At 33.9% G+C, this 22,347-nt stretch carries 13 protein-coding genes and 2 tRNA genes; 5 read left to right on the top strand and 10 right to left on the bottom strand.

Features of this window, described 5'->3' with window-relative positions:
* Positions 1 to 6: 6 nt before the first annotated feature.
* The 7 genes from A6I66_RS05465 to A6I66_RS05435 all read right to left on the bottom strand — a co-directional run bounded on the left by A6I66_RS05465 (position 7) and on the right by A6I66_RS05435 (position 9,914).
* Positions 7 to 1,584: a SusD/RagB family nutrient-binding outer membrane lipoprotein gene (locus tag A6I66_RS05465; protein WP_067146404.1), complete on the bottom strand. Its 1,578-nt coding sequence runs from the start codon at positions 1,582 to 1,584 to the stop codon at positions 7 to 9.
* Between the two features lie 9 nt (positions 1,585 to 1,593).
* Positions 1,594 to 5,040, bottom strand: coding sequence for a SusC/RagA family TonB-linked outer membrane protein (locus tag A6I66_RS05460; RefSeq protein ID WP_245683428.1), 3,447 nt, complete (start codon positions 5,038 to 5,040; stop codon positions 1,594 to 1,596).
* Between the two features lie 218 nt (positions 5,041 to 5,258).
* Positions 5,259 to 6,386, bottom strand: a complete 1,128-nt coding sequence (locus A6I66_RS05455; RefSeq protein WP_067146402.1) for a FecR family protein — start codon at positions 6,384 to 6,386, stop codon at positions 5,259 to 5,261.
* Between the two features lie 122 nt (positions 6,387 to 6,508).
* Positions 6,509 to 7,087, bottom strand: coding sequence for an RNA polymerase sigma factor (locus A6I66_RS05450; RefSeq protein ID WP_067146400.1), 579 nt, complete (start codon positions 7,085 to 7,087; stop codon positions 6,509 to 6,511).
* Between the two features lie 495 nt (positions 7,088 to 7,582).
* Positions 7,583 to 7,657: transfer RNA gene (locus tag A6I66_RS05445), tRNA-Pro, on the bottom strand.
* Positions 7,658 to 7,682: 25 nt separating this feature from the next.
* Positions 7,683 to 7,766: transfer RNA gene (locus tag A6I66_RS05440), tRNA-Ser, on the bottom strand.
* A 93-nt stretch (positions 7,767 to 7,859) separates the two neighbouring features.
* Positions 7,860 to 9,914: an HD family phosphohydrolase gene (locus A6I66_RS05435; RefSeq protein ID WP_067146398.1), complete on the bottom strand. Its 2,055-nt coding sequence runs from the start codon at positions 9,912 to 9,914 to the stop codon at positions 7,860 to 7,862.
* A gap of 206 nt (positions 9,915 to 10,120) precedes the next feature.
* Here A6I66_RS05435 and A6I66_RS05430 point away from each other — a divergent pair, with 206 nt between their 5' ends.
* The 3 genes from A6I66_RS05430 to A6I66_RS05420 all read left to right on the top strand — a co-directional run bounded on the left by A6I66_RS05430 (position 10,121) and on the right by A6I66_RS05420 (position 12,587).
* Positions 10,121 to 11,299, top strand: a complete 1,179-nt coding sequence (locus tag A6I66_RS05430) for an acetyl-CoA C-acyltransferase (protein ID WP_067146396.1) — start codon at positions 10,121 to 10,123, stop codon at positions 11,297 to 11,299.
* Positions 11,300 to 11,308: 9 nt separating this feature from the next.
* Positions 11,309 to 12,058 carry a C40 family peptidase gene (locus A6I66_RS05425; RefSeq protein ID WP_067146394.1) on the top strand — a complete coding sequence of 250 codons (750 nt, stop codon included), beginning with the start codon at positions 11,309 to 11,311 and terminating at the stop codon, positions 12,056 to 12,058.
* A gap of 82 nt (positions 12,059 to 12,140) precedes the next feature.
* The gene (locus tag A6I66_RS05420; protein WP_067146392.1) at positions 12,141 to 12,587 is read left to right on the top strand and encodes a hypothetical protein; all 447 of its coding nucleotides are present in this window, start codon (positions 12,141 to 12,143) and stop codon (positions 12,585 to 12,587) included.
* Between the two features lie 96 nt (positions 12,588 to 12,683).
* Here A6I66_RS05420 and A6I66_RS05415 read toward each other — a convergent pair whose 3' ends face one another.
* Together A6I66_RS05415 and gyrA are read right to left on the bottom strand one after the other, a co-directional pair.
* Positions 12,684 to 13,937, bottom strand: coding sequence for a tetratricopeptide repeat protein (locus A6I66_RS05415; RefSeq protein ID WP_067146390.1), 1,254 nt, complete (start codon positions 13,935 to 13,937; stop codon positions 12,684 to 12,686).
* Positions 13,938 to 13,976: 39 nt separating this feature from the next.
* Positions 13,977 to 16,520, bottom strand: coding sequence for a DNA gyrase subunit A (gene gyrA / locus A6I66_RS05410; protein ID WP_067146388.1), 2,544 nt, complete (start codon positions 16,518 to 16,520; stop codon positions 13,977 to 13,979).
* 260 nt (positions 16,521 to 16,780) lie between these two features.
* Between gyrA and A6I66_RS05405 the strand changes: the two genes are divergently transcribed.
* Positions 16,781 to 19,333: an ATP-dependent Clp protease ATP-binding subunit gene (locus tag A6I66_RS05405; protein WP_067146386.1), complete on the top strand. Its 2,553-nt coding sequence runs from the start codon at positions 16,781 to 16,783 to the stop codon at positions 19,331 to 19,333.
* An 82-nt stretch (positions 19,334 to 19,415) separates the two neighbouring features.
* Here A6I66_RS05405 and A6I66_RS05400 read toward each other — a convergent pair whose 3' ends face one another.
* Positions 19,416 to 19,874 (bottom strand): Lrp/AsnC family transcriptional regulator, encoded by a 459-nt coding sequence (locus A6I66_RS05400; RefSeq protein ID WP_067146384.1) that lies wholly within the window; start codon positions 19,872 to 19,874, stop codon positions 19,416 to 19,418.
* A gap of 161 nt (positions 19,875 to 20,035) precedes the next feature.
* Between A6I66_RS05400 and metE the strand changes: the two genes are divergently transcribed.
* Complete coding sequence (gene metE, locus A6I66_RS05395) at positions 20,036 to 22,339, top strand: 5-methyltetrahydropteroyltriglutamate--homocysteine S-methyltransferase (protein WP_067146382.1); 2,304 nt, start codon at positions 20,036 to 20,038, stop codon at positions 22,337 to 22,339.
* Positions 22,340 to 22,347: the final 8 nt, after the last annotated feature.

Here is a 22,347-nt window from a genome sequence, read left to right as displayed (position 1 = left end):
AAAATATTAGTTATTTGAGAAAACATCCCACCATAATTTTGTGTTAATATTATCTCCACCAATATTATCGACTGCTAATTGATAATTATCATTATTAGTGGACTTTACATCGTTAGGGTATAAAAAACGTACAGGTACTTTTTTATCATTACCAGCTCCTGGTCCAGGTGTTACTTCTGGTCGATTTGTTCTACGCCAATCTGACCAAGATTCAAAACCTACATAAAATTGTGAAATCCATTTTTGAAGTAATATTTTGTCTAAATCCTGCGAAATTTCACTAGTAAGATTGACTTTTTCTTGAGATAAATATACCGTCATATCTAATGATTCTAGTTCTTCGGCCAAGTCATTCCATCCACCTACTTTCACACGCTCTAAATAATACTCGAAGGATGCTCTTATACCGTTCTGATAATATACTTCTGCATCTTTAGAATCTATTATTCCTCGCGTGGTAGCTTCTGCTAAAATAAACTGGACTTCTGAATAAGACATAATAACTGTCTGAGCGGCAATTGGTGAAGCTAAATCACTGCATTCTTTGCACGCATATAACACCCCAAGCCTAGAGATATAATTAGAGCCCGATTTGTCTGGATTATTGGTGGGACTATATGATTCAGAATCATCGGCATTCAATCCATTTAAAATCCCTCCGTAATCATCCCAGTTTTCTGAATAAATACCTTTTTCGGATGCTGAAATGGGTTGAGCAAAAACCTTTAAACGAGAATCATTTAATTCCTTTAATCTAATTTCCATTATTTTACTTAAGCGATATGAGTCAAAAGACCCTACGCGTGTATCATATCTACTAGGAGGGTTGTCTATTTCATGTTGGAGGGCTGCCATATCCTCATTACTCTGGAATATCGGGAAATCGGATGGGTTATTTACTATATTTTTAATTCCTTCGATAGCGACTTGAGGCTTTACATCTAAAATTCTTAAAAGCAATCGGAGTTTTAAAGAATTAGCAAACTTTCTCCATTTTAAAATATCGCCAGAAAACAATATATCTCCAGAAATATCTGAAGTTACATTTGACAAAATTTCATTCGCCAATTCAAGGTCATTTAATATCCCTTCATATATTTCACTCTGAGGCGTGAAAGAAGGGAAAAAATTCCCTTCGGTTCTTCCCAATGAAGCTTCAGAATAAGGAATATCTCCATAAGCATCTGTTATAAAATGATAATTCAGACATTTTAAAACTAGACCTGCCCCATAGTAACCTTTTAGCGCATCTGAAACTTGAGAAACTTCTATTAAATTATTTACATTTCTTAAGGTATTATATCCTGCATCATATGGTTTTTCATTAGGATACCAATTATAAGTATCATCATTAGTAGATTGCATTTCCCCTGCGTGCTGCGTAACGACCAAACCCTCTTCTCCTCCTAAACCTCCCCAAGAATATGAAGTAGATTTAATAATCCCTGGAAGAAGTAATTCTGGTGAAGCTATTAATGGATTTTTATAATTTGTATTAATTTCATCAAAATCATTTGTACAATTGGTTAAGAGTAAAAGCGTGATAATATTAAAAACTGATTTTATATTTAAATATTTTTTCATTTTGACTAATTAAAAATTAATATTAATATTGAAAGTAAATGACCTTGTACTTGGTAGAGACATATATTCATACCCTGGACTTATGACACCTCCCGAAACCATAACTGTTTCTGGATCAAAATGAGGGTTTTCTGTCCATAATGCTAAATTTCGGCCCGAAAGCGATAACCTCAAATCATCTATTGATATACTGCTACAAAATTTTGATGATAAATTATAACCTATACTAACTTCTCTTAATTTCACATAAGATGCATCGTATTTTGAGGTCTCGACATTATTACTATTATTATAACTTTTATAATAGGTTCGAGCGCTTACAAGTGTTTCATTTGGTTGAAATACGCCTGGTGAAACTTCAACAACACCATCTCCTATGATGCCACTTTCTCTCCCAACAAGAGTTTCTTTTATTTGTCCTGCAGCACTACCCACAACTTTCGTTCGAGATACCACCATCCCCCCTTCTCTGTAATCGAAGAAGAACCCAAAATCAAAATTTCTAATTTTAAAAGTATTTTGAATCCCTAAAGTGAAATCTGGTGCATAATCACCTTGGTACTCTAAATCACTTGTTCTCAAAGGCAAACCACTAGTATCATAAATTACCTCTCCGTAGTAAGGACTGTTTTGATCGTCTACTCGCTTTAAACCTATTCCATACATTGCGCTAATAGATCCGCCTTCCCTGGCTTGAATGTATGCTTTGTTCTCTGCTATAGTGTAATCAACACCCCCTAAATCACTTACCCTACTCTCATTTTTACTGAAATTAAAAAAGGCATTCCATTTAAATTTTTCTTTATTAAATGGCTTTAACCCCAGAGTAACTTCTAAACCTTGATTTTCAACTTTCCCTAGATTAATAGACCTCGTATCATACCCACTTGAGATGTCTGCGGGAACGTCAAGAATTTGATTAGTAGTACTATTTTTATATACAGCTGCATCTAGGGTAAGAGCATTTCCCCAAAACCTTAAATCTGTTCCAAATTCATAAGAAACGGTATTTTCTGGTTTCAAATTTCCGTTTGTTATCGCCGCAGATTCGCTTAATATCGGATTGCCTGCATAGGTCCCTCCATTAGTATAGGTTGGCTGACCATTTTTGTAAGGGTCTGTATCATTTCCTACTGCTGCAAATGCCCCTCTTATTTTGGCAAAGGAAATTACTTGAGGCAGGCTAAATACTTCATTCAATAAAACACTTACATTAGCAGAAGGATAAAAATACGAGTTGTCGTTTTTAGGTAAGGTACTAGACCAATCATTACGAGCCGATACCTCAAAGTAAATCTTATTATCAAATGAGAATCGACCAAATCCATATAAACTATTTACTCGTTTTTTATAATCACTCTCTATTGAAATGATCTGAGAACCTGCATTATTAAAAGAGTACACCCCTGGGTTAATCAGCTCATCAGCTCTAGTACTATCATAATTTCTATTTTGATTCAACCTATTCCCTCCAAAAGATAAATTTACGTCCCATTTACCATATGTATTGTCGTATGACAATAGAAAATCTGTATTTACTTCTTCATAAAAAATATTATCTTCTCTATAATATCCATTTGGAAAACGTTGGGTACTATAGGCTCGCTTTTTAGCTCTGAAATCCCTATAGAAATCTCTCCCTGTTCTAAGGATTAATTTAAAATGTTTGTTCAAATTATAATCTAAACTAACATTACCATATACTCTATCCTTATCTTGACTGTTTGTATTCTCGAAAACATTAAAATAAGCGTTATCATGATAATTATAATTATAATTAAATTGTTGAATACCTTCTAAGCCCTCTTGCCAGTAATTTCTTAAACTATTTGTGTTAATTTGTCTGCCATACCATACCCACATATACATTACATTTTCAGTTCCATAACTCACGGATGGCCTATTTCCACTATCCTGTTTCAGATAATTAATATTTGCATTCACCTTTAAACTTTTCGTTAGATTTATACCCGTTGACAAATTGAAATTATTTCTGGATAAATCTGTATTTGGCACAATACCTTCCTGATTAAGGTTCTGGTATGCAATTCTAAAATTTCCGAAATCACCTGATTTAGAAAGCGCAATACTATTATTTTTAGTGTATCCCGTTTCGAAAAAATCTCTTACGTTATCAGGGTTAGACACCCATGGTGTAGGAATGATATTAGCATTACTTACATCAACGTCACCTCCTCTTGTACCATCTTCTCTTGGTGAATCAAATTGCGCAATTAATAGCCCCGTATCTAATTTAGGCCCCCAACTTTCATCTAGTCCATCATTTACTCCTCCACCTGAGCCATCTACAAACGAAAACGCATCATTATTACCTTGTCCGTATTCATTTTGCCAATCAGGCATTGTTAGTGGATTTTCAAAAGTAATTCCTGAACTAATATTTACTTTTAATTTGCCGTCGCCACGACCTTTCTTTGTTGTAATAACGATTGCTCCGTTTGCGGCCCTAGATCCATATATAGCTGCAGCTGCTGGTCCTTTTAAGATATTAACAGATTCTATATTTTGAGGGTTAATTTCTCCAGCACCATTTCCATAATCTACATCACTTGTACTATCACCTGTAGGAGAAAAATAATCATTACTTATAGGCGTTCCATCAACAATAAATAAAGGAGAGTTTTTACTTATGTCTAATGAAGACGCTCCTCTAATAGTAATTAGTGAAGACCCACCAATTCCAGTTGGACTATTAGTGACATTCACCCCTGCAATTTTACCAGATAACCCGTTTACGAAATTAGTTTCTTTAGACTCTACTAACTCTTCCGGTGCAATATCTTGAGAAGAATAGCCCAAAGCCTTTTTTTCTTGTTTTATTCCTAAAGCAGTTACAACTACTTCTTCCAAAAAGGAGGTTTCTTCTTCTAGGAATACGTCGAATTGGTCATTAGTTTTAGCTACAATTTCTTGAGTTTTATATCCGACATATGACACCGTTAAAACAACTCCAATTTTTGAAACAGATAATTCAAAACGACCTTCAAAATCGGTACTAGAACCATTTGAAGTCCCCTTTTCAACAACTGTAGCTCCTGGCAACGGAAAACCATCTTTACTCATAACTTTTCCTTGCACCCTTAAATCTTGAACTATGGTTTGATTTGAGTTTTTATTTATAGAGCTTCTTGTATTAGTTTTTATTAAATAAATACGTTTATTAATAATTTTATAATTTGTATTTGAGTGTTTAAATACTTGATCTAATACAAAATCTATCGGTTCATTTTTCACATGAATACTCAAATGTTTATCAAGATTTACATCGCTAATTTTAAAAACAAATCGAAAATCTGTTTTACTTTCTATCTCACTAATAAAGGTATTTACCGTTATATTGGTAAAGTTTAAGGAAATCTTTGGTTTTTGCCCATAGGTTTCTTTAGCATGCATGGTAATAAAGGAGACTATAATAAACAATGCAGTAAGTTTCATTTTTAGGTCAATTTTCAATAATAGAGATTGACTTCTTCGTTTAAGAAGATTTTTCATATTTTTGTTAAGTTTTTTAGTGTTTTAATCTTTTTGATTGATCACTCAAGCTATCGGAAAGTGTTCCAGCATTTTCCGATTTTTTTTAATCTAAATATTAAATTTAGGTTTAGTGATACTTTTTCCTAAGTTTTATTTGGTCTAATCCAGCATATAAATTTTTAATTAATTGTTATGGTATTTTTATTAATGGTATAATCAATTTTATAAATTTCTTTTAATTCATCTAAAACCATTTGTAATGGAGGTTTTTTACCAAAGCTCGCATGAAACTTTTGTTGATGTAAATTATTATTCAAATTAATTATTTTAACATTGTAGTGTCTTTCCAAATTTTTAAGAATGTTGTCAAAAGACATGTTTCTAAAAACTAATTCTCCATTCAACCAGGCGGTATATATTTCTGTAGAAACTTTTGTTTTGGTTATTTCACTTGTAAAATCATTAAATACGGCTTTATAGCCAGGTTTTAATGAAAAGCTAGTTTCTTTATTGTAAGGTTGTGATTCTAAATACAAATCTACTAACCCTTCTACCAAGACTACTTCTTTCTTTAACTCTTCAGGATAAGCATTTACATTAAATTTTGTCCCTAAAACTTTCACATCTAAATCATCTATATTTACAATAAATGGAGCTTTATCATCTTTAGCTACATCAAAAAAAGCTTCTCCAGTAATGAATACTTTTCTTTCCATACCCTCTAAAAACTGATTTGGATACTTAATTTTTGTGCCAGAATTCAACTGAACTATTGAACCATCAGACAACTGAAGAACAAAAAACTCTCCATACGGAACAGTAAGAATATTATAAATAAGTCGGTTAGCTTCTAAATTCTTTTTATAAGCTAGCTTTGTTCCTTTTTGTTTCCCAATAACCCTTCCTTGACTATCGTAAATGTTTATTTCAGCATTTTTTTTCAGAACTTCTATACTTCCATCTTCTAATTCTAATGTAATTTCATTATTTAATAGCTCTTCTTTTATACCATTATTTTGTACTATTTTAGAACTAATTATTAAAAAAATTAAAAATATTACAGCTACTGCCGTGACACCTCTCCAATCTAGTTTTTTCCTTTTACCTCTCTCATTATCACGAATAGTAGTACTTATACGCTTTAATATTCTTATCCTTGCCTCATTTTTTTCTTTAAAACTCCAGTCAAGAGTTTTGTCTGTATTTTGCAAAGAATTAAAATATTGATATAAAATAACCTCCTCTTCCTTTGAACAGTTTCCTTTTTTAAACTTTGATAATAAATCAAATAATAGTTCTTTATTCATTTTTTGCGTTTATAATAGTATGATGCAGAAACACACATTAACTCACACAGAAAAAACCGAATTAAACTTCTTTTAACCTATTGATAACACTTAGGTTTCATTTAGGTAATGTTTATTCAGTCTTAACAAAAAAAATGTATAAAAAGAGTACTTCCTAAGGCTGTTCGTAGATGCTTTAATGCCCTATGTAATTGATTCTCTACAGTTCGATGTGAAATACCAAAATGTAATGCTATTTCCGTAATTGAATAATTTTGAAATCGACTCATATAAAATATGGATCTACATCTTGATGGTAAGTCCAACATGATTTGTTCAATAGAAGTTTTTAATTCCCTATGATCAAGATCGAGTTCAATTTCTGGGTTTAGAGTTAGTGTTTCAAGTATGACGCTATTAAAACCAACATACTTATCATTTCTAATTTTTAGTAACGCATTATTTCTAACTGACTTAAAGAGATAACTATTCAAATTTCTAATTTGAAGTTCTTCCTTTCTTAACCAAATATCAGAAAAAACCTCATGTAATACATCTTCAGTAAGGCTTTTATCCATCAAAACATTATATACACTTATATATAGTCTCTCCCAATACTTATTATAAATTTGATTAAAAGCAGAATGATTCCCTGCCTTCACATATAAAAGTAGGTTTTCATCAGAAATATCATTGAAATTTAATTGTTTAGCCTTCCTCATATCGATTTTAAAAATACTTCAGTTTCGTGTATAATATTTCCATAAATCATTAAGAAAATATTAATTCTTTACAACTGAAATTTTCAACCAATAATCGTATATCTTTTGGTTTTTTACAGACTTATAGTATATTACCTACACAGTAAGCAATAGAGTTTTGTTACTTCACAAAAGTTTTCAGAATTAAAAAATATGTATAATGGAATTCGAAAATGCTTATGCAGAATCTTTTAATGCTAAAATTAAAGCCTTCAGAAGTTAATTTAGAGGAGTCAAAAATATAGAATTCTTTCTATACAGATTAACCACAATTATTGCATAAACATAACAATTAGGATTGATCCTTAATCCCCTTTTTGTCCCTTATAAATGTAACAGCCGAATTGGTCAGGTTTATAATCAAAGAATTTCAAATTTTAAGATTCCCTAAAAATGAGAAAACCTTATAAATCATACGATTTATAAGGTTTTAGTATTCTCTGGTATTTGTTTTTGTCGGGGTGGCAGGATTCGAACCTGCGACCTCCGCGTCCCAAACGCGGCGCGATAACCGGGCTACGCTACACCCCGAATAATGGTTATCATAAAAAATTTGCGGAGAGACCGGGACTCGAACCCGGGCAACACTTACGCGTTGACAGATTAGCAATCTGCTCCATTACCACTCTGGCACCTCTCCTAAATTTTAATAAGAACTTGCAATAAATTTGCGGTTGCAAAAATATACTAAAGAAGCGTATAACACAACTTTTTTTTGCCTTTTTTTCTTTTTTTATTCTGGGTATTCTATTCGCAAATGGTAAATGTTTGCTAGCTTGTGTTTTAGCACTTTTTTTATAGATTCTATTTCTTTAAAAGTTATGTTCGCATTTAGGAATTGCCCCTCCTCGATTTGCTTATTTATGATATTTTCAACGAATGCTTCAATTTTAGTAGACGTAGGTTCTTTTAAACTTTTAGAAGCAGCCTCAATACTATCGCACATCATTAAAATAGCCGTTTCTTTACTAAATGGTTTCGGGCCTGGGTAACTAAATTCGGCTTTATCAATTTCTATATCTGGGAAGGCTTTTTTCTCCTGCATATAAAAATAATACACCACACTAGTACCGTGATGCGTGCGTATAAAGTCGATGACACGATCGGGTAGATTATTCTTTTTGGCGATTTCTATGCCGTTTATAACATGATTGGTGATGATCCTAGCACTCTCTCTAGAAGATAACTCGTCATGAGGGTTAATACCCGTAGCTTGATTTTCGGTATAATACGTTGGGTGTTTCATTTTACCAATATCATGATAAAGCGCCCCTACCCTAACTAACATAGCGTTTGCACCAATTTCATTGGCTGAAGATTCAGCCAGATTGGCCACATTTAACGAATGATGAAATGTTCCTGGTGCTTGATTGGCTAATTCTTTAAGAAGTTTTGAATTGGTATCAGATAATTCTAAAAGAGACACATCAGATACGAGTCCGAATAACTTTTCATAGGCATAAATTAGTGGCTGAACAAACAAAGTTGCCAATCCGCATAAAATAAACCAAATGAATGTTTCCCATTTCAAATCATCTACACTGCCTTCATGAATCACGAAAAATGCAAAATAGGCTATAATATAAATCAATGTGATCTGTCCTACCGAAATAAATAAATTCGCCCGCTTATAAAGCTCAGAAACCGTTAAAATGGTTACAATTCCTGCTATGATTTGAAGAAACATATATTCGTAGCTATTCGGAACTATAAAACCGATAAGAAGGACTGTAAGAACATGAGAAAACAACCCTAAGCGCGCATCGAAAAAAGCCTTAAATATTAAAGGCAAAATACAAATAGGAACAATATATATGTATTTTGAATTATAATTGACCACTAAAGTCGTGATGAATATAATTAATGAAATATTGAAAAATATAAACGTAACCTTGGTGTTGTTCTCAAAAACTTCATAACGGTATTTCATTAAAAATAAGAGCAACATGAGTAATGCTAAAGCCACTAATAACGTATAAGCGAACAATACCCAATTATAATCGGCTTCATTCCAGACTTGAGATTCGTATTCTAATTGAAGTGATTTTAAAATTTGATATTTTCCAACATCAACAACTTCACCTTTTGAAACTATAAGTGTCCCTTTAACAACGCTTCCTCTAATGTAGACGATACCATCCAAATCGTCTTGAAGTGCCTTTTCTGTAAACCCTTTATTAAAGGTTAGGTTAGGATGAATTAAATCAAAAAATAAAGAAACAAATGCTGTTTTAAACTCTGATAAGTTATTTCTATTAAGAACCTTATTAATAATTGGAGTTACCTCATTTTGACTTATAAGATTCGAATAAAAACCATCTTGAACCTTTTCTCTTCCATCGATAATGGCTATACTTTGATCATATGAAAAATCGTAGTTTTCATTTAACACACCGTATTCATAGAGCTCTGAAATAATAGCTTCACCTACTTTTTTAAGTTCCTGAGCCTTATAACGATTTAATGAATCGCCTAACTGTGTTTGAAAAGCCTTCGAATAAGAATCTAAAACACTTTTTTCTATAGAATCATTTAAATCAAAATATAAAACAGAGTTTTCCTTGGCAATACGTTTTTCTTCAGTGATTTCGGCTTCTGTCTTTCGAATGGCAAAATCAAAAGGCGCATATAAATTCTCTGACTGCCAAGGTTTTCCCTTTTCAAAATTGTATTTAAACTTCCCACTTTTAGGAAATAAATACACTATTAAAAAAGTAGTAAAAATGAATAATAACCCTTTGTAAATTAAAGAATGATTTCGATATAATCTATTGATGAAGTCTTTCATATGGCGGTATGGAATCCACTTTTATATATAACTTGTAGCATCCATATAATCATTGTGTTAAACGTGACGTTTAACTTTTTAATGTCCTTTCTAATTTCCAAATGTAATAAAATTATGAACTTTAACCATTTTTTATAATAATTGAATCGTTCCAAATTCTACCAAAAATTCGTTATTTTCGCAAGTACTAATTAAAACTTCCATTCATGAGTCAAGAAGTCGTTATAGTTTCTGCTGCCAGAACCCCAATTGGGAGTTTTATGGGGGCTTTATCTACCGTTCCTGCTCCTAAACTAGGGGCTATTGCTATTTCTGCTGCTTTAAAGAAAGTTAATTTAAAACCAGAACTGGTTGATGAAGTTTTTATGGGCCAAGTCATTCAAGCCGGTGCTGGTCAAGCTCCAGCAAGACAAGCCGCCATATATGCAGGTATTCCAAACACAGTACCATGTACAACCGTAAATAAGGTTTGCGCTTCTGGAATGAAAGCGGTGATGCAAGGCGTACAATCTATAGCGCTTGGTGATACCGAAATTGTAGTCGCTGGAGGTATGGAAAACATGAGTCTTATTCCACATTATTTATACACAAGAACAGGGACAAAATTCGGACCTTCAACCCTTGTTGATGGCATGCAAAAAGATGGTTTGGTTGATGCTTACGATCAAAATGCTATGGGTGTTTGTGCTGATGCTTGTGCCAATAAATATGAATTTAGTAGAGCAGATCAGGATGCATATGCCTTACAATCCTATAAACGTTCAACCGAAGCCTGGGAAACAGGGAAATTTGACAATGAAATCGCTCCTGTTGAAGTCCCTCAGCGTCGAGGCGAACCTATCATCGTTTCTAAAGACGAGGAATTTTCTAATGTGAATTTTGAAAAAGTACCTCAACTCCGTCCAGCTTTTACAAAGGATGGAACGGTTACAGCTGCCAATGCCTCTACCATTAATGATGGTGCGGGTGCAGTCATTTTAATGAGCAAAACTAAAGCTGATAGCCTAGGCTTAAAACCATTAGCAACCATAAAAGGATATGCCGATGCTGCACAAGAGCCAGAATGGTTTACTACTGCTCCAGCAAAAGCCCTTCCTAAAGCTTTAGGTAAAGCAGGAATTACTCTTAGCGATGTTGATTTCTTCGAATTTAATGAAGCCTTTTCGGTTGTTGGATTGGCCAATATAAAGTTGCTAGGTCTTTCAGATAAAAATGTAAATGTAAACGGTGGTGCTGTATCGTTAGGTCATCCACTTGGGTGTTCTGGTGTTAGAATCATCATTACACTACTTAACATATTAGAACAGAATAATGCAAAAATTGGTGCAGCAGCTATTTGTAATGGTGGCGGTGGTGCATCGGCAATTGTTATAGAACGAAATTAAAAGTATTTAATGCAATACGGAATTTGTAATTTAAGCATTGTTCCTCTACGAAATGAGCCTGCAGATCCTAGCGAATTAGTTTCGCAAGTCCTTTATGGTGAAATTTTCAAAATTATTGAACAACGCAAAAAATGGAGTAAAATAAGACTGGCTTTTGATAAATATGAGGGTTGGATAGACAACAAACAATACCTTGAAATTTCGGAAGATCACTATAAGACATTAAATCAACAACCTATTAAACTTTCGACCGATTTGGTGGAGTTTATAGAAGATGAAAACCAGCAAATATTCCCCATTTCAATTGGCTCAAGCTTAAACGGTCTTACGTTATTAAACCATGTCTACGATGGTAATTTTGTTGATCATCAAATTGAAAAATCTAATATCATTAAAACCGCATTTCTATACCTGAATACGCCATATTTATGGGGTGGAAAAACACCTTTTGGTATTGATTGTTCTGGTTTTACACAAATGATTTACAAACTTAATGGTTACAAGTTACTACGTGATGCCTCACAACAAGCCACACAAGGTGAGGCGCTGAGTTTTATTGAAGAAAGCGAACCGGGAGATTTGGCATTTTTCGATAACAGCGAAGGTACAATTATACATGTCGGCATCATCATGGAAAACAACTACATTATTCATGCTCATGGCAAAGTGCGCATTGATCGTTTAGATCATTCTGGGATTTACAACGTGGATAAAAATACGCATACACACAAACTACGAGTTATCAAGAAGATTATTTGATAAAGTTGTCATTTTTAAAAATTAATTTTTATTAAAATTCCTTATATTTAATACAAGTTAATTAATTAAAAATGAGATACTCATGAAAAAAAAACTTAGCTACTTATTCGCAACCCTATTAGCTGTTTTTCTATGCTTTCAAAATGCAAATGCACAGCACCGAAAAGGAGTTCATACGGTAAACAACCACAACAATCAGGTTGGAAAGTGGGTGAACCTTGGAACCACTCATGCCAATCATACGGCGGATCATGATAGAATAAACGTCCCAGGACCTTATGATTATTACCGTAAACTAAAATTTAAAGTAAGAGATTCCCCATTAAACATACACCGCATGATCGTTACCTACGATGGCGGCGATGCTCCCGAAAAAATTGAAACGCGTTTTTCTATACCTAAAAATGGTGAAAGTCGTGTTATTGATTTAAGAGGTGGAAAGCGCAAATTACGAAGCATCGAATTTTGGTACGATACCAAAGGTATCTTAAATGGAAAGGCAGACGTAACAGTTTATGGACTAAGGTAATTACAAATACTTCTTTTATTGATCCTTTTAAAAGCAAACATAAAAAAAGCCGCTTTCAAGAAAGCGGCTTTTTTGTACTTATTTATTAGGTTTTCATTACATACCTGCAGCTTCAAGAGCTTCAACTTTTTCTTTCATTCCCTTAGACTTTTCTGTTTCACCAAGGATACTGTAGATATTCATTAAAGTTTTAGCAGCATTAAGGTTATTAGGATCAATTTCTAAAGCTTTAGATAAATAAGGAACCGCATCTTTATATAAGTTTTGACGCTTTTCTCTTAATTCATCGTAACGCAGGTCATCTTTTTTAGAACTCCCTAAACCATTCATTTCTTCAATAATTGGTTTCTCCTCTGCTAAAATTAACGCTGATAAGTTAATGTAAGCATTTACGTAATTTGGATCCAATTCTACAGCTTTTTCGTAGTATTTTCTAGCTTCATCTGGATGCTTTGTTTCCGCTGCAATTACTCCTAAGTTATACTGTAATTCAGGGTTTTTAGGATCCATTGCTACAGCTTGCTCTAGTAATTTCTTAAACTCTTCGGTATTGCCCATTTTGTAATGCACATTAGCCTCAGATAAAATTAAGTTTACATCATCGGGGCTTTCTGCTCTTGCTTCTTTCATAGCTGCAATCGCTTTTTCATTATCACCATTACTTACATAAATAAGGGCAATATTTTTTACGATTTCAGGCTTTTTAGATTCAGTTGTACGCTCACCTGGCTTTATATGTGTTTTAGATTTCACATATAAATCTCTTGTTGCTTTATCTAAAATTTCCTCTTTACCAGTCTCTACATTAGTTGCATAATATTCTTTAGCAATACCAGTATATCCCAAATCTTTCAATTCTTCATATAAAGTTAAAGCTCTATCGTATTCTGGAACACTAACAGACATAGTTGCAGCATAATAAAGATATACCGTATCCTTAGTACTCAATCTGTATGTTTTCTCGAAGTAATTAGAAGCTTTTGAAAAATCTTTAGCTTCATAGGCAGTATTACCAGTTTTAAGTAAACTATTTACCATTTTCTGCTTCAACTCTTCAGACTCCTTAACATAGTCTCCTTCTACTTTAGACAAACTTGCAATGGCAGAATCAATATCTTTCATTGAGCCCTTACCGTTTGCATATAATGCCTCTGCATTTAAATAATAATATTTAGCTTTAAGCTTATCATCCATAGCAGACATTAATGATTCTGCTTGACCTAAAGCCGATTTCGCTTCAGAATAATTACTTGATTTGATAGCTTTTTCAGCTGTTTTCAATTCCTTTTTTTGTGCAAAAGAAAAAGCACTAATTGAAATCGCCAAAGCTATTATACCTTGTTTCTTCATTTTTGTAATATATTTAATTTAATTCTATTTATTTATAATCTAATTATTTTCAAGGTTCCCTTCATCTCCATTAAGGTTCGTGTTTTCAGGCGCTTCTACCCCATCCTCTTCAACGACTTCTTCTTCATGAACAACTTTAGCAACAGCTGCAATAGAGTCGTTTCCTTTAAGGTTAATTAATTTTACACCTTGAGTGGCTCTTCCCATGACTCTTAAGTTAGCAATAACCATTCTTATGGCAATTCCCGACTTATTGATAATCATTAAATCATCATTATCCGTCACACTTTTAATAGCTACTAAATCACCCGTTTTTTCGGTAATAGAAATGGTTTTAACTCCTTTTCCACCACGGTTGGTGATTCTGTACACTGGTTCTCCATCTTCTGGATCATCAATATAAGTACGCTTACCGTATCCGTTTTCAGAAACTACCAATACCGATTCCTCTTGAGAGTTCTCAATGGTTACCATACCGATAACTTCATCTTTATCATGAGCTAAAGTAATACCACGAACACCAGAAGCACCACGACCCATAGGACGTGTTTTAGCTTCTTCAAAACGAATAGCTTTACCTGATTTTAGAGCTAGCATAACTTGACTGTTTCCAGTGGTTAATCTTGCCTCTAATAACTCATCGTTATCCTTAATAGTAATAGCGTTAATTCCGTTTGTTCTCGGACGTGAATACTGTTCTAAAGAGGTCTTTTTAACCTGACCATTTTTAGTAGCCATAATCACATAATGGCTATTGATATAGGCTTCATCCTTTAAATCTTGAGTACAGATAAAGGCCATAACCTTATCATCTTGCTCAATATTAATCAGGTTTTGAATCGCTCTACCTTTAGATGTTTTACTGCCTTCTGGAATTTCGTAAACACGCATCCAGAAACATTTTCCTTTTTGTGTAAAGAATAACATGTATTGGTGGTTAGTTCCCACAAATAAATGCTCTAAGAAATCCTCATTACGTGTGGTTGAAGCTTTTTGTCCCACACCTCCACGGTTTTGAGTTTTATATTCCGAAAGTGACGTTCTTTTAACATAACCCGCATGAGAAATGGTAATCACAACCTGCTCATCTGGAATCATGTCTTCAATACTTAAATCACCTCCAGCATATTCAATCGTTGAACGACGCTCATCACCATACTTATCTTTAATCACTTCTAACTCTTCCTTAATGATATTCATTCTTCGCTCTTTATTAGCTAAAATATCTTTAAGGTCTTCAATAGTTATCATGATCTCCTCGTATTCGGCACGTAATTTATCTTGCTCCAGTCCTGTTAATTGACGCAGACGCATTTCTACAATGGCCTTAGCTTGAATTTCAGAAAGCTTAAAACGTTCAATTAAATTGGTACGAGCTTCATCAGCATTAGATGACGCTCTAATGATTTTAATCACTTCATCAATATTATCTGAAGCAATAATTAATCCTTCTAAAATATGAGCTCTTTCTTCCGCTTTGCGTAATTCATAAGTTGTTCTTCTTACAACAACTTCATGCCTGTGCTCTACGAAATAATGAATAAGCTCTTTTAAGTTTAACAGCTGTGGTCTTCCATTTACAAGCGCAATGTTATTTACACTAAATGAGGACTGTAGCGCCGTGTACTTAAATAATTTATTTAATACAATATTTGGGATAGCATCACGCTTTAACACGTAAACAATACGCATTCCATTTCTATCAGACTCATCTCGGATCGTAGCAATCCCTTCAAGTTTTTTCTCATTTACCAAGTCAGCAGTTTTCTTAATCATATCTGCTTTATTCACTTGGTAAGGAATCTCCTCAACAATGATACACTCGCGACCGTTAACCTCTTCAATATTGGCTTTAGCACGTATAACAATACGTCCTCTACCTGTCAAGAAAGCCTCTTTAACACCGTCATATCCATAAATTGTTCCTCCGGTAGGAAAATCTGGGGCTTTAACGTGCTGAATCAGTTCTTCTATTTCAATATCGTTATTTTCAATGTATGCAATAGTTCCGTTAACGACTTCTGTTAAATTGTGTGGTGGCATATTCGTTGCCATACCAACAGCAATTCCTGATGCACCATTTACTAAAAGACCTGGGATTCTTGTAGGTAAAACTGTTGGCTCTTGAAGTGTATCATCAAAATTCAACATATGATCTACGGTTTCCTTTTCGATGTCTGCCAGCATTTCTTCTGAAATCTTACGCATACGAGCTTCCGTATAACGCATTGCTGCAGGACTATCGCCGTCAATAGAACCAAAATTCCCTTGTCCATCTACTAGCATATAACGTAAACTCCATTCCTGAGCCATACGTACCATAGCATCGTACACTGATGAATCACCGTGTGGGTGATACTTACCTAGAACTTCTCCAACTATTCTTGCGGACTTTTTATGTGCTGAATTTGCTCTAACTCCCAGTTCGTGCATACCGTAAAGTACACGTCTATGAACTGGTTTTAAACCATCTCTTACATCTGGTAAAGCACGAGACACAATGACTGACATCGAATAATCGATGTAGGCCGATTTCATCTCATCCTCAATATTAATAGGGATCAATTTCTCTCCTTCTGCCATAAATATTCTTATTTAATTTTATGTCTTTTTCAAAACACGCTAATATAAGACTTTCATCAGTCATAGCAGGACAAAGAGGCGTGTTTTTTAATGTTATTTATTAACAATTAATACGACTATATTATTAATAAGTTATAGGCGCTAAAATTTTGATTTTATAAAGTTTTTTTCGTCAATTAGCACTTTACCCACAAAAACAGGTACAGTTTTTGTCTTTGGTAAAATGTTTTATTATTTTTAATGCAGAAAGGATAAGATATATGGATGATAATTTTTCCCCAAGAGTAAAGGATGTGATTGCTTACAGCAAAGAGGAAGCCCTGCGTTTAGGTCATGATTTTATTGGCACTGAACACTTAATGCTTGGACTATTGCGAGATGGAAACGGAAAAGCGATAAGCATCTTAAATGCTTTAGATATTGATTTAAATCATTTAAGAAGAAAGGTTGAAATACTTAGTCCTGCAAACCCCAATATAAATGTAGCTTCAAATCAAAAAAAGAACTTACACCTTACTAGGCAAGCAGAACGTGCTTTAAAAACAACATTTTTAGAAGCCAAGTTATTTCAGAGTACCTCAATTAATACAGCGCATTTATTGCTCTGTATCCTGAGGAATGAGAATGACCCAACGACCAAGCTTTTAAATAAGCTGAAAGTTGACTATGACAATGTTAAAGAACAATTTAAACTTATGATTACAAACGATAACGACGATTATATAGACCCAAAGGCCGAGTTTCAAGATGATGATGCACACACGGAAGACGATTCGGCTAAAGACAATATTTTTAACACCCCCACTGGAAGCAAAGCCAATAAGAAATCTAAAACCCCTGTTTTAGACAATTTTGGACGTGATTTAACCGCACTTGCCGAGGAAGGTAAACTTGACCCTGTAGTGGGTAGAGAAAAAGAAATAGAACGCGTTTCACAAGTTTTAAGTAGAAGAAAGAAAAATAACCCTTTACTTATTGGAGAACCTGGTGTTGGTAAATCTGCCATTGCTGAAGGTTTAGCTTTAAGAATCATTAAGCGAAAAGTTTCTCGAATTCTATTCAATAAACGTGTGGTAACCCTTGATTTAGCAAGTTTAGTTGCAGGTACAAAATACCGCGGACAGTTTGAAGAGCGCATGAAAGCTGTGATGAACGAGCTTGAAAAAAACGATGATGTTATTTTGTTTATTGACGAGATACATACCATTGTTGGTGCCGGTGGTGCCACAGGAAGTTTAGACGCTTCAAACATGTTTAAACCTGCCCTGGCAAGAGGTGAAATTCAATGTATTGGTGCCACAACTTTAGATGAGTACAGACAGTACATTGAAAAAGACGGTGCTTTAGAGCGTCGTTTCCAAAAGGTTATTGTGGAACCAACTACGGTTGATGAAACTATAGAAATCCTCAATAACATTAAAGGAAAGTACGAAGAGCACCATAATGTTAACTATACACCAGAGGCTATTGAAGCTTGTGTGAAGTTAACCAACAGATATATGTCGGAAAGATTCCTACCGGACAAAGCTATTGATGCTCTTGATGAAGCAGGATCTCGTGTTCACATTACAAACATTGATGTTCCAAAGCAAATTATCGAGCTTGAAAAGCAACTTGAAGACATTAAAGAGTCTAAAAATGCTGTTGTAAGAAAGCAGAAATACGAAGAGGCCGCTAAACTTAGAGATGACGAAAAACGCATCGAAAAAGATTTAGCTATGGCTCAAGAAAAATGGGAAGAAGAAACCAAACAACACCGAGAAATTGTAACAGAAGACAATGTGGCAGATGTGGTGTCTATGATGACTGGAGTTCCTGTAAACCGTATTGCACAAAAAGAAATTAACAAATTAGCCGAATTACCTAATCATATTAAAGGAAAGGTTATTGGTCAAGATGAAGCCGTAGCAAAAGTTGTTAAAGCCATTCAGCGTAACCGAGCAGGCTTAAAAGACCCTAATAAACCAATTGGATCATTTATATTTTTAGGTCAGACTGGTGTTGGTAAAACCCAACTTGCAAAAATTTTATCTCGCGAGTTATTTGATAGTGAAGATTCTTTAGTTAGAATTGATATGAGTGAATACATGGAAAAATTCGCTATTTCACGTTTAATTGGAGCACCTCCAGGATACGTTGGTTACGAAGAAGGTGGTCAATTAACAGAAAAAGTAAGACGTAAGCCTTATGCTGTAATTCTGTTAGATGAAATTGAAAAAGCACATCCAGATGTTTTCAATATGCTTTTACAAGTACTTGATGATGGGTATTTGACTGATAGTTTAGGAAGAAAAATTGATTTTAGAAATACTATTATCATTATGACTTCTAATATTGGAGCTAGAAAGTTAAAAGATTTTGGTACAGGTATTGGTTTTGGTACCGCTTCACAAAAAGCTCAAGAAGACGCAAACGCAAGAAGTGTTATCGAAAATGCACTTAAAAAGTCATTTGCTCCAGAATTTTTAAATAGAATTGATGATGTTATTGTATTTAATCCTCTTGAAAAAGAAGACATCAACAAGATTATCGATATCGAATTAGAAAAGCTTTTAATCAGAATTGAAGGTCTTGGTTATCATTTAACACTTTCGGAATCGGCAAAAGATTTTATTGCTGAAAAAGGATTTGATAAGCAATATGGTGCAAGACCGCTAAAAAGAGCTATTCAAAAATATGTTGAAGATGCTTTAGCTGAAGAAATTGTTACTTCTCACCTAGAGGAAGGTGACAAAATTAAAATCGATTTAGATTCCGCTACCGATGAATTAAAAATCTCTATAGAAAAGGCTGAAAAACCAGCTGAATCTTAGTGATCATTATTTATAATTACATAAAAAGCCCGATAGTTTTATCGGGCTTTTTTATTTCATCAATTTACTACCTTGAACAGTACTATATAGGAACAGCATAGGTATTTTTAATTTCCCCCATAACAAACGTACTATGTGCACTGCCTATATTTTTAATTCCCCCTAAATGATCCAGAACAAAATTTTGGTATTCTTTCATATCACTTACCACTATTTTTAGGAGAAAATCATAATCTCCAGAAATATTATAACACTCCACCACTTCTTTCAGTAATAAAATATCTTTCACAAACTGATTACCAATCTCGCGCGTGTGTTCTTTTAAAGTTACATTACAAAACACCATAAGACCCTTATTCAACTTTTCGGCATCTAAAACAGCGATATAGTTTTTAATATAACCACTTTTCTCTAACCGTTTTACCCTTTCAAAAACTGGAGTCGTCGACAAGTTTACTTTGGCCGCTAAATCTTTTGTAGTCAAGCTAGAGTTTGTCTGTAGTAATTTTAAAATCCGAATATCAATATCATCAAGCATCATTGTAGAATTATTTTCTGTTTAGCATGGCATCGCAACTTCTTAAAAGATAATTTAACTTGTAAATTATAATTTTTAAGAATAAAAAACTAATTATTAAGCTAAATTACTCAAAAACATTCTTTAAACATAATTTTGAACAGTAATAAAAACTATAACAAATTATGAAAACTACAATTTTAGGACACCCTAGAATAGGTCGCAAACGAGAACTAAAAAAAGCATGTGAGGCCTTTTGGGCACATAACATAGATGAGCATACCCTCCAAGAAACAGCTTCGTCTATTAAAAAACAAAATTGGTTACAACAGCAATCTTTAGGCGTAGACTTTATTCCTTCAAACGATTTTTCGTTTTACGACCAAATACTAGACGCTTGTTTAACATTTGGCTGTATCCCTAAGCGTTATCAAAACATCAATAAAGACAACTTTTTACAGTTATATTTTGCTATGGCACGTGGCCTTCAAAATGAACATATTGATGTCACTGCTATGGAAATGACTAAATGGTTTGATACGAACTACCATTATATCGTTCCAGAATTTGAAGAAAATCAACAATTCGAATTCTTTTCAAAAAAAATAATCGATGAATATCAAGAAGCTTTAAAACTAGGCATTAAAACAAAACCTGTATTAATAGGTCCTGTCTCCTTTTTACTTTTAGGAAAGGAAAAAGAATCAGGATTTCATAGGTTGGAACTCCTGGAGCGTTTATTACCTGTATATTTCGATATTCTTACCGAATTAACCGCATTAGATGTAGAATACATTCAAATAGACGAACCTTGTCTAGCCTTAAACCTATCCAACCAAGCCCGTGAAGCCATTTCTTCAACCTATATAGCGATTGCTGAACGTTTTCCAAAATTAAAAATATTTCTAGCAAATTACTTCGATTGCTATGGTGAAAATCTAGAAACAGCCCTTCAGCTTCCGGTAGATACCCTCCACTTAGATTTAGTACGATGCCCGCTTCAATTAGATGATATTTTAGCGTCTAAATACTTCAATCCGTATGTCAATTTATCATTAGGACTCATTGACGGGAGAAACATTTGGAAGAATGATTTTGAAGCTTCATTAAAACTTATTGAAAAAGCTTCAAAAAAACTACCAATAGAAAATTTATGGATTTCAACATCCTGCTCCCTACTTCATACGCCTTATGATTTAGATCTTGAAACAAATATCGATTCTGAAATCAAACAATGGCTCGCCTTTTCAAAACAAAAAATTGAAGAAGTCATCGCATTAAAACATCTTTCTTCCGAAGAAAACAACAGTTATTTATACCTTTTTGAAGAAAACAAACTAGCAAACCTGAATAGAAAGAAGTCTAAACTGATAAATAACGAGACTGTAAAATCTCGCATTGAAAACCTTAAAGTATCAGATGCGCATCGCGAAAATAGATTCCCGATTAGGCAAGCGAAGCAAAAAGAAGCTTTAAAACTACCTCTATTTCCAACCACCACTATTGGCTCCTTTCCTCAAACCAAAGAAGTAAGAAGCTGGCGTTTAAAACATAAAAGAGGATTAATTTCTCACGAAGCGTACGATAAGTTAATTGCTAAAGAAATTGAAAGCTCCATTCGTTTTCAAGAAAACATCGGTCTTGATGTTTTGGTTCATGGGGAGTTCGAGCGTAATGATATGGTTGAATATTTCGGTGAAAAACTTAATGGTTTTGTGTTTAGTAATTTTGGTTGGGTTCAAAGTTATGGTAGTCGTTGTGTAAAACCTCCTATTTTATTTGGTGATGTTTCACGCCCCGAAGCCATGACTGTAAAATGGTCAAAATACGCTCAATCCTTAACCGATATCCCTGTAAAAGGCATGTTAACAGGTCCTGTTACCATATTACAATGGTCTTTTGTTAGAAATGATCAACCCAGATCAACCACGTGCAACCAGATCGCTTTAGCTATTAGAGATGAAGTCATCGACCTTGAAAACAATGGTTTAAAAATTATTCAAATTGACGAGCCAGCCATCCGCGAAGGACTTCCTATTAGAAAAGAAGACTGGAAAGCCTATCTAGACTGGGCAGTAAAAGCTTTCCGTATTTCAGCCTCAGGTGTTAAAGATGAAACCCAAATTCACACACACATGTGTTATTCTGAATTTAATGATATCATTTCAAATATTGCTGATATGGATGCCGATGTTATTACCATCGAAACCTCGCGTTCGGAAATGGAATTACTTGACGCTTTTGTGAATTTCAAATATCCTAATGAAATTGGTCCTGGTGTTTATGATATTCATTCGCCTAGAGTTCCTTCTTTAGAAGAAATTGAACATCTTATTAATAAAGCAAAAAACGTACTTCCTAAAGAACATATTTGGGTAAATCCCGATTGCGGATTAAAAACTAGAGATTGGCCAGAAACCAAAACAGCGCTTAAAAACTTGGTAAAGGCCGCCAAAAAACTACGCGAAAACGCACTGGAATTGGTCTAATTAATTGA

Origin of the sequence: Pseudotamlana agarivorans (genome assembly GCF_001642835.1) — a bacterium.
Classification (GTDB): Bacteria; Bacteroidota; Bacteroidia; order Flavobacteriales; family Flavobacteriaceae; genus Pseudotamlana; species Pseudotamlana agarivorans.
This window is presented reverse-complemented; position numbering and strand designations above follow the sequence as displayed.

Coding starts and splice junctions, on each gene's coding strand:
- A6I66_RS05400 (WP_067146384.1), bottom strand. CDS start 19,874: ATGATGCTTGATGATATTGATATTCGGATTTTAAAATTACTACAGACA.
- A6I66_RS05430 (WP_067146396.1), top strand. CDS start 10,121: ATGAGTCAAGAAGTCGTTATAGTTTCTGCTGCCAGAACCCCAATTGGG.
- metE (WP_067146382.1), top strand. CDS start 20,036: ATGAAAACTACAATTTTAGGACACCCTAGAATAGGTCGCAAACGAGAA.
- A6I66_RS05435 (WP_067146398.1), bottom strand. CDS start 9,914: ATGAAAGACTTCATCAATAGATTATATCGAAATCATTCTTTAATTTAC.
- gyrA (WP_067146388.1), bottom strand. CDS start 16,520: ATGGCAGAAGGAGAGAAATTGATCCCTATTAATATTGAGGATGAGATG.
- A6I66_RS05465 (WP_067146404.1), bottom strand. CDS start 1,584: ATGAAAAAATATTTAAATATAAAATCAGTTTTTAATATTATCACGCTT.
- A6I66_RS05405 (WP_067146386.1), top strand. CDS start 16,781: ATGGATGATAATTTTTCCCCAAGAGTAAAGGATGTGATTGCTTACAGC.
- A6I66_RS05420 (WP_067146392.1), top strand. CDS start 12,141: ATGAAAAAAAAACTTAGCTACTTATTCGCAACCCTATTAGCTGTTTTT.
- A6I66_RS05415 (WP_067146390.1), bottom strand. CDS start 13,937: ATGAAGAAACAAGGTATAATAGCTTTGGCGATTTCAATTAGTGCTTTT.
- A6I66_RS05425 (WP_067146394.1), top strand. CDS start 11,309: ATGCAATACGGAATTTGTAATTTAAGCATTGTTCCTCTACGAAATGAG.
- A6I66_RS05460 (WP_245683428.1), bottom strand. CDS start 5,040: ATGAAACTTACTGCATTGTTTATTATAGTCTCCTTTATTACCATGCAT.
- A6I66_RS05450 (WP_067146400.1), bottom strand. CDS start 7,087: ATGAGGAAGGCTAAACAATTAAATTTCAATGATATTTCTGATGAAAAC.
- A6I66_RS05455 (WP_067146402.1), bottom strand. CDS start 6,386: ATGAATAAAGAACTATTATTTGATTTATTATCAAAGTTTAAAAAAGGA.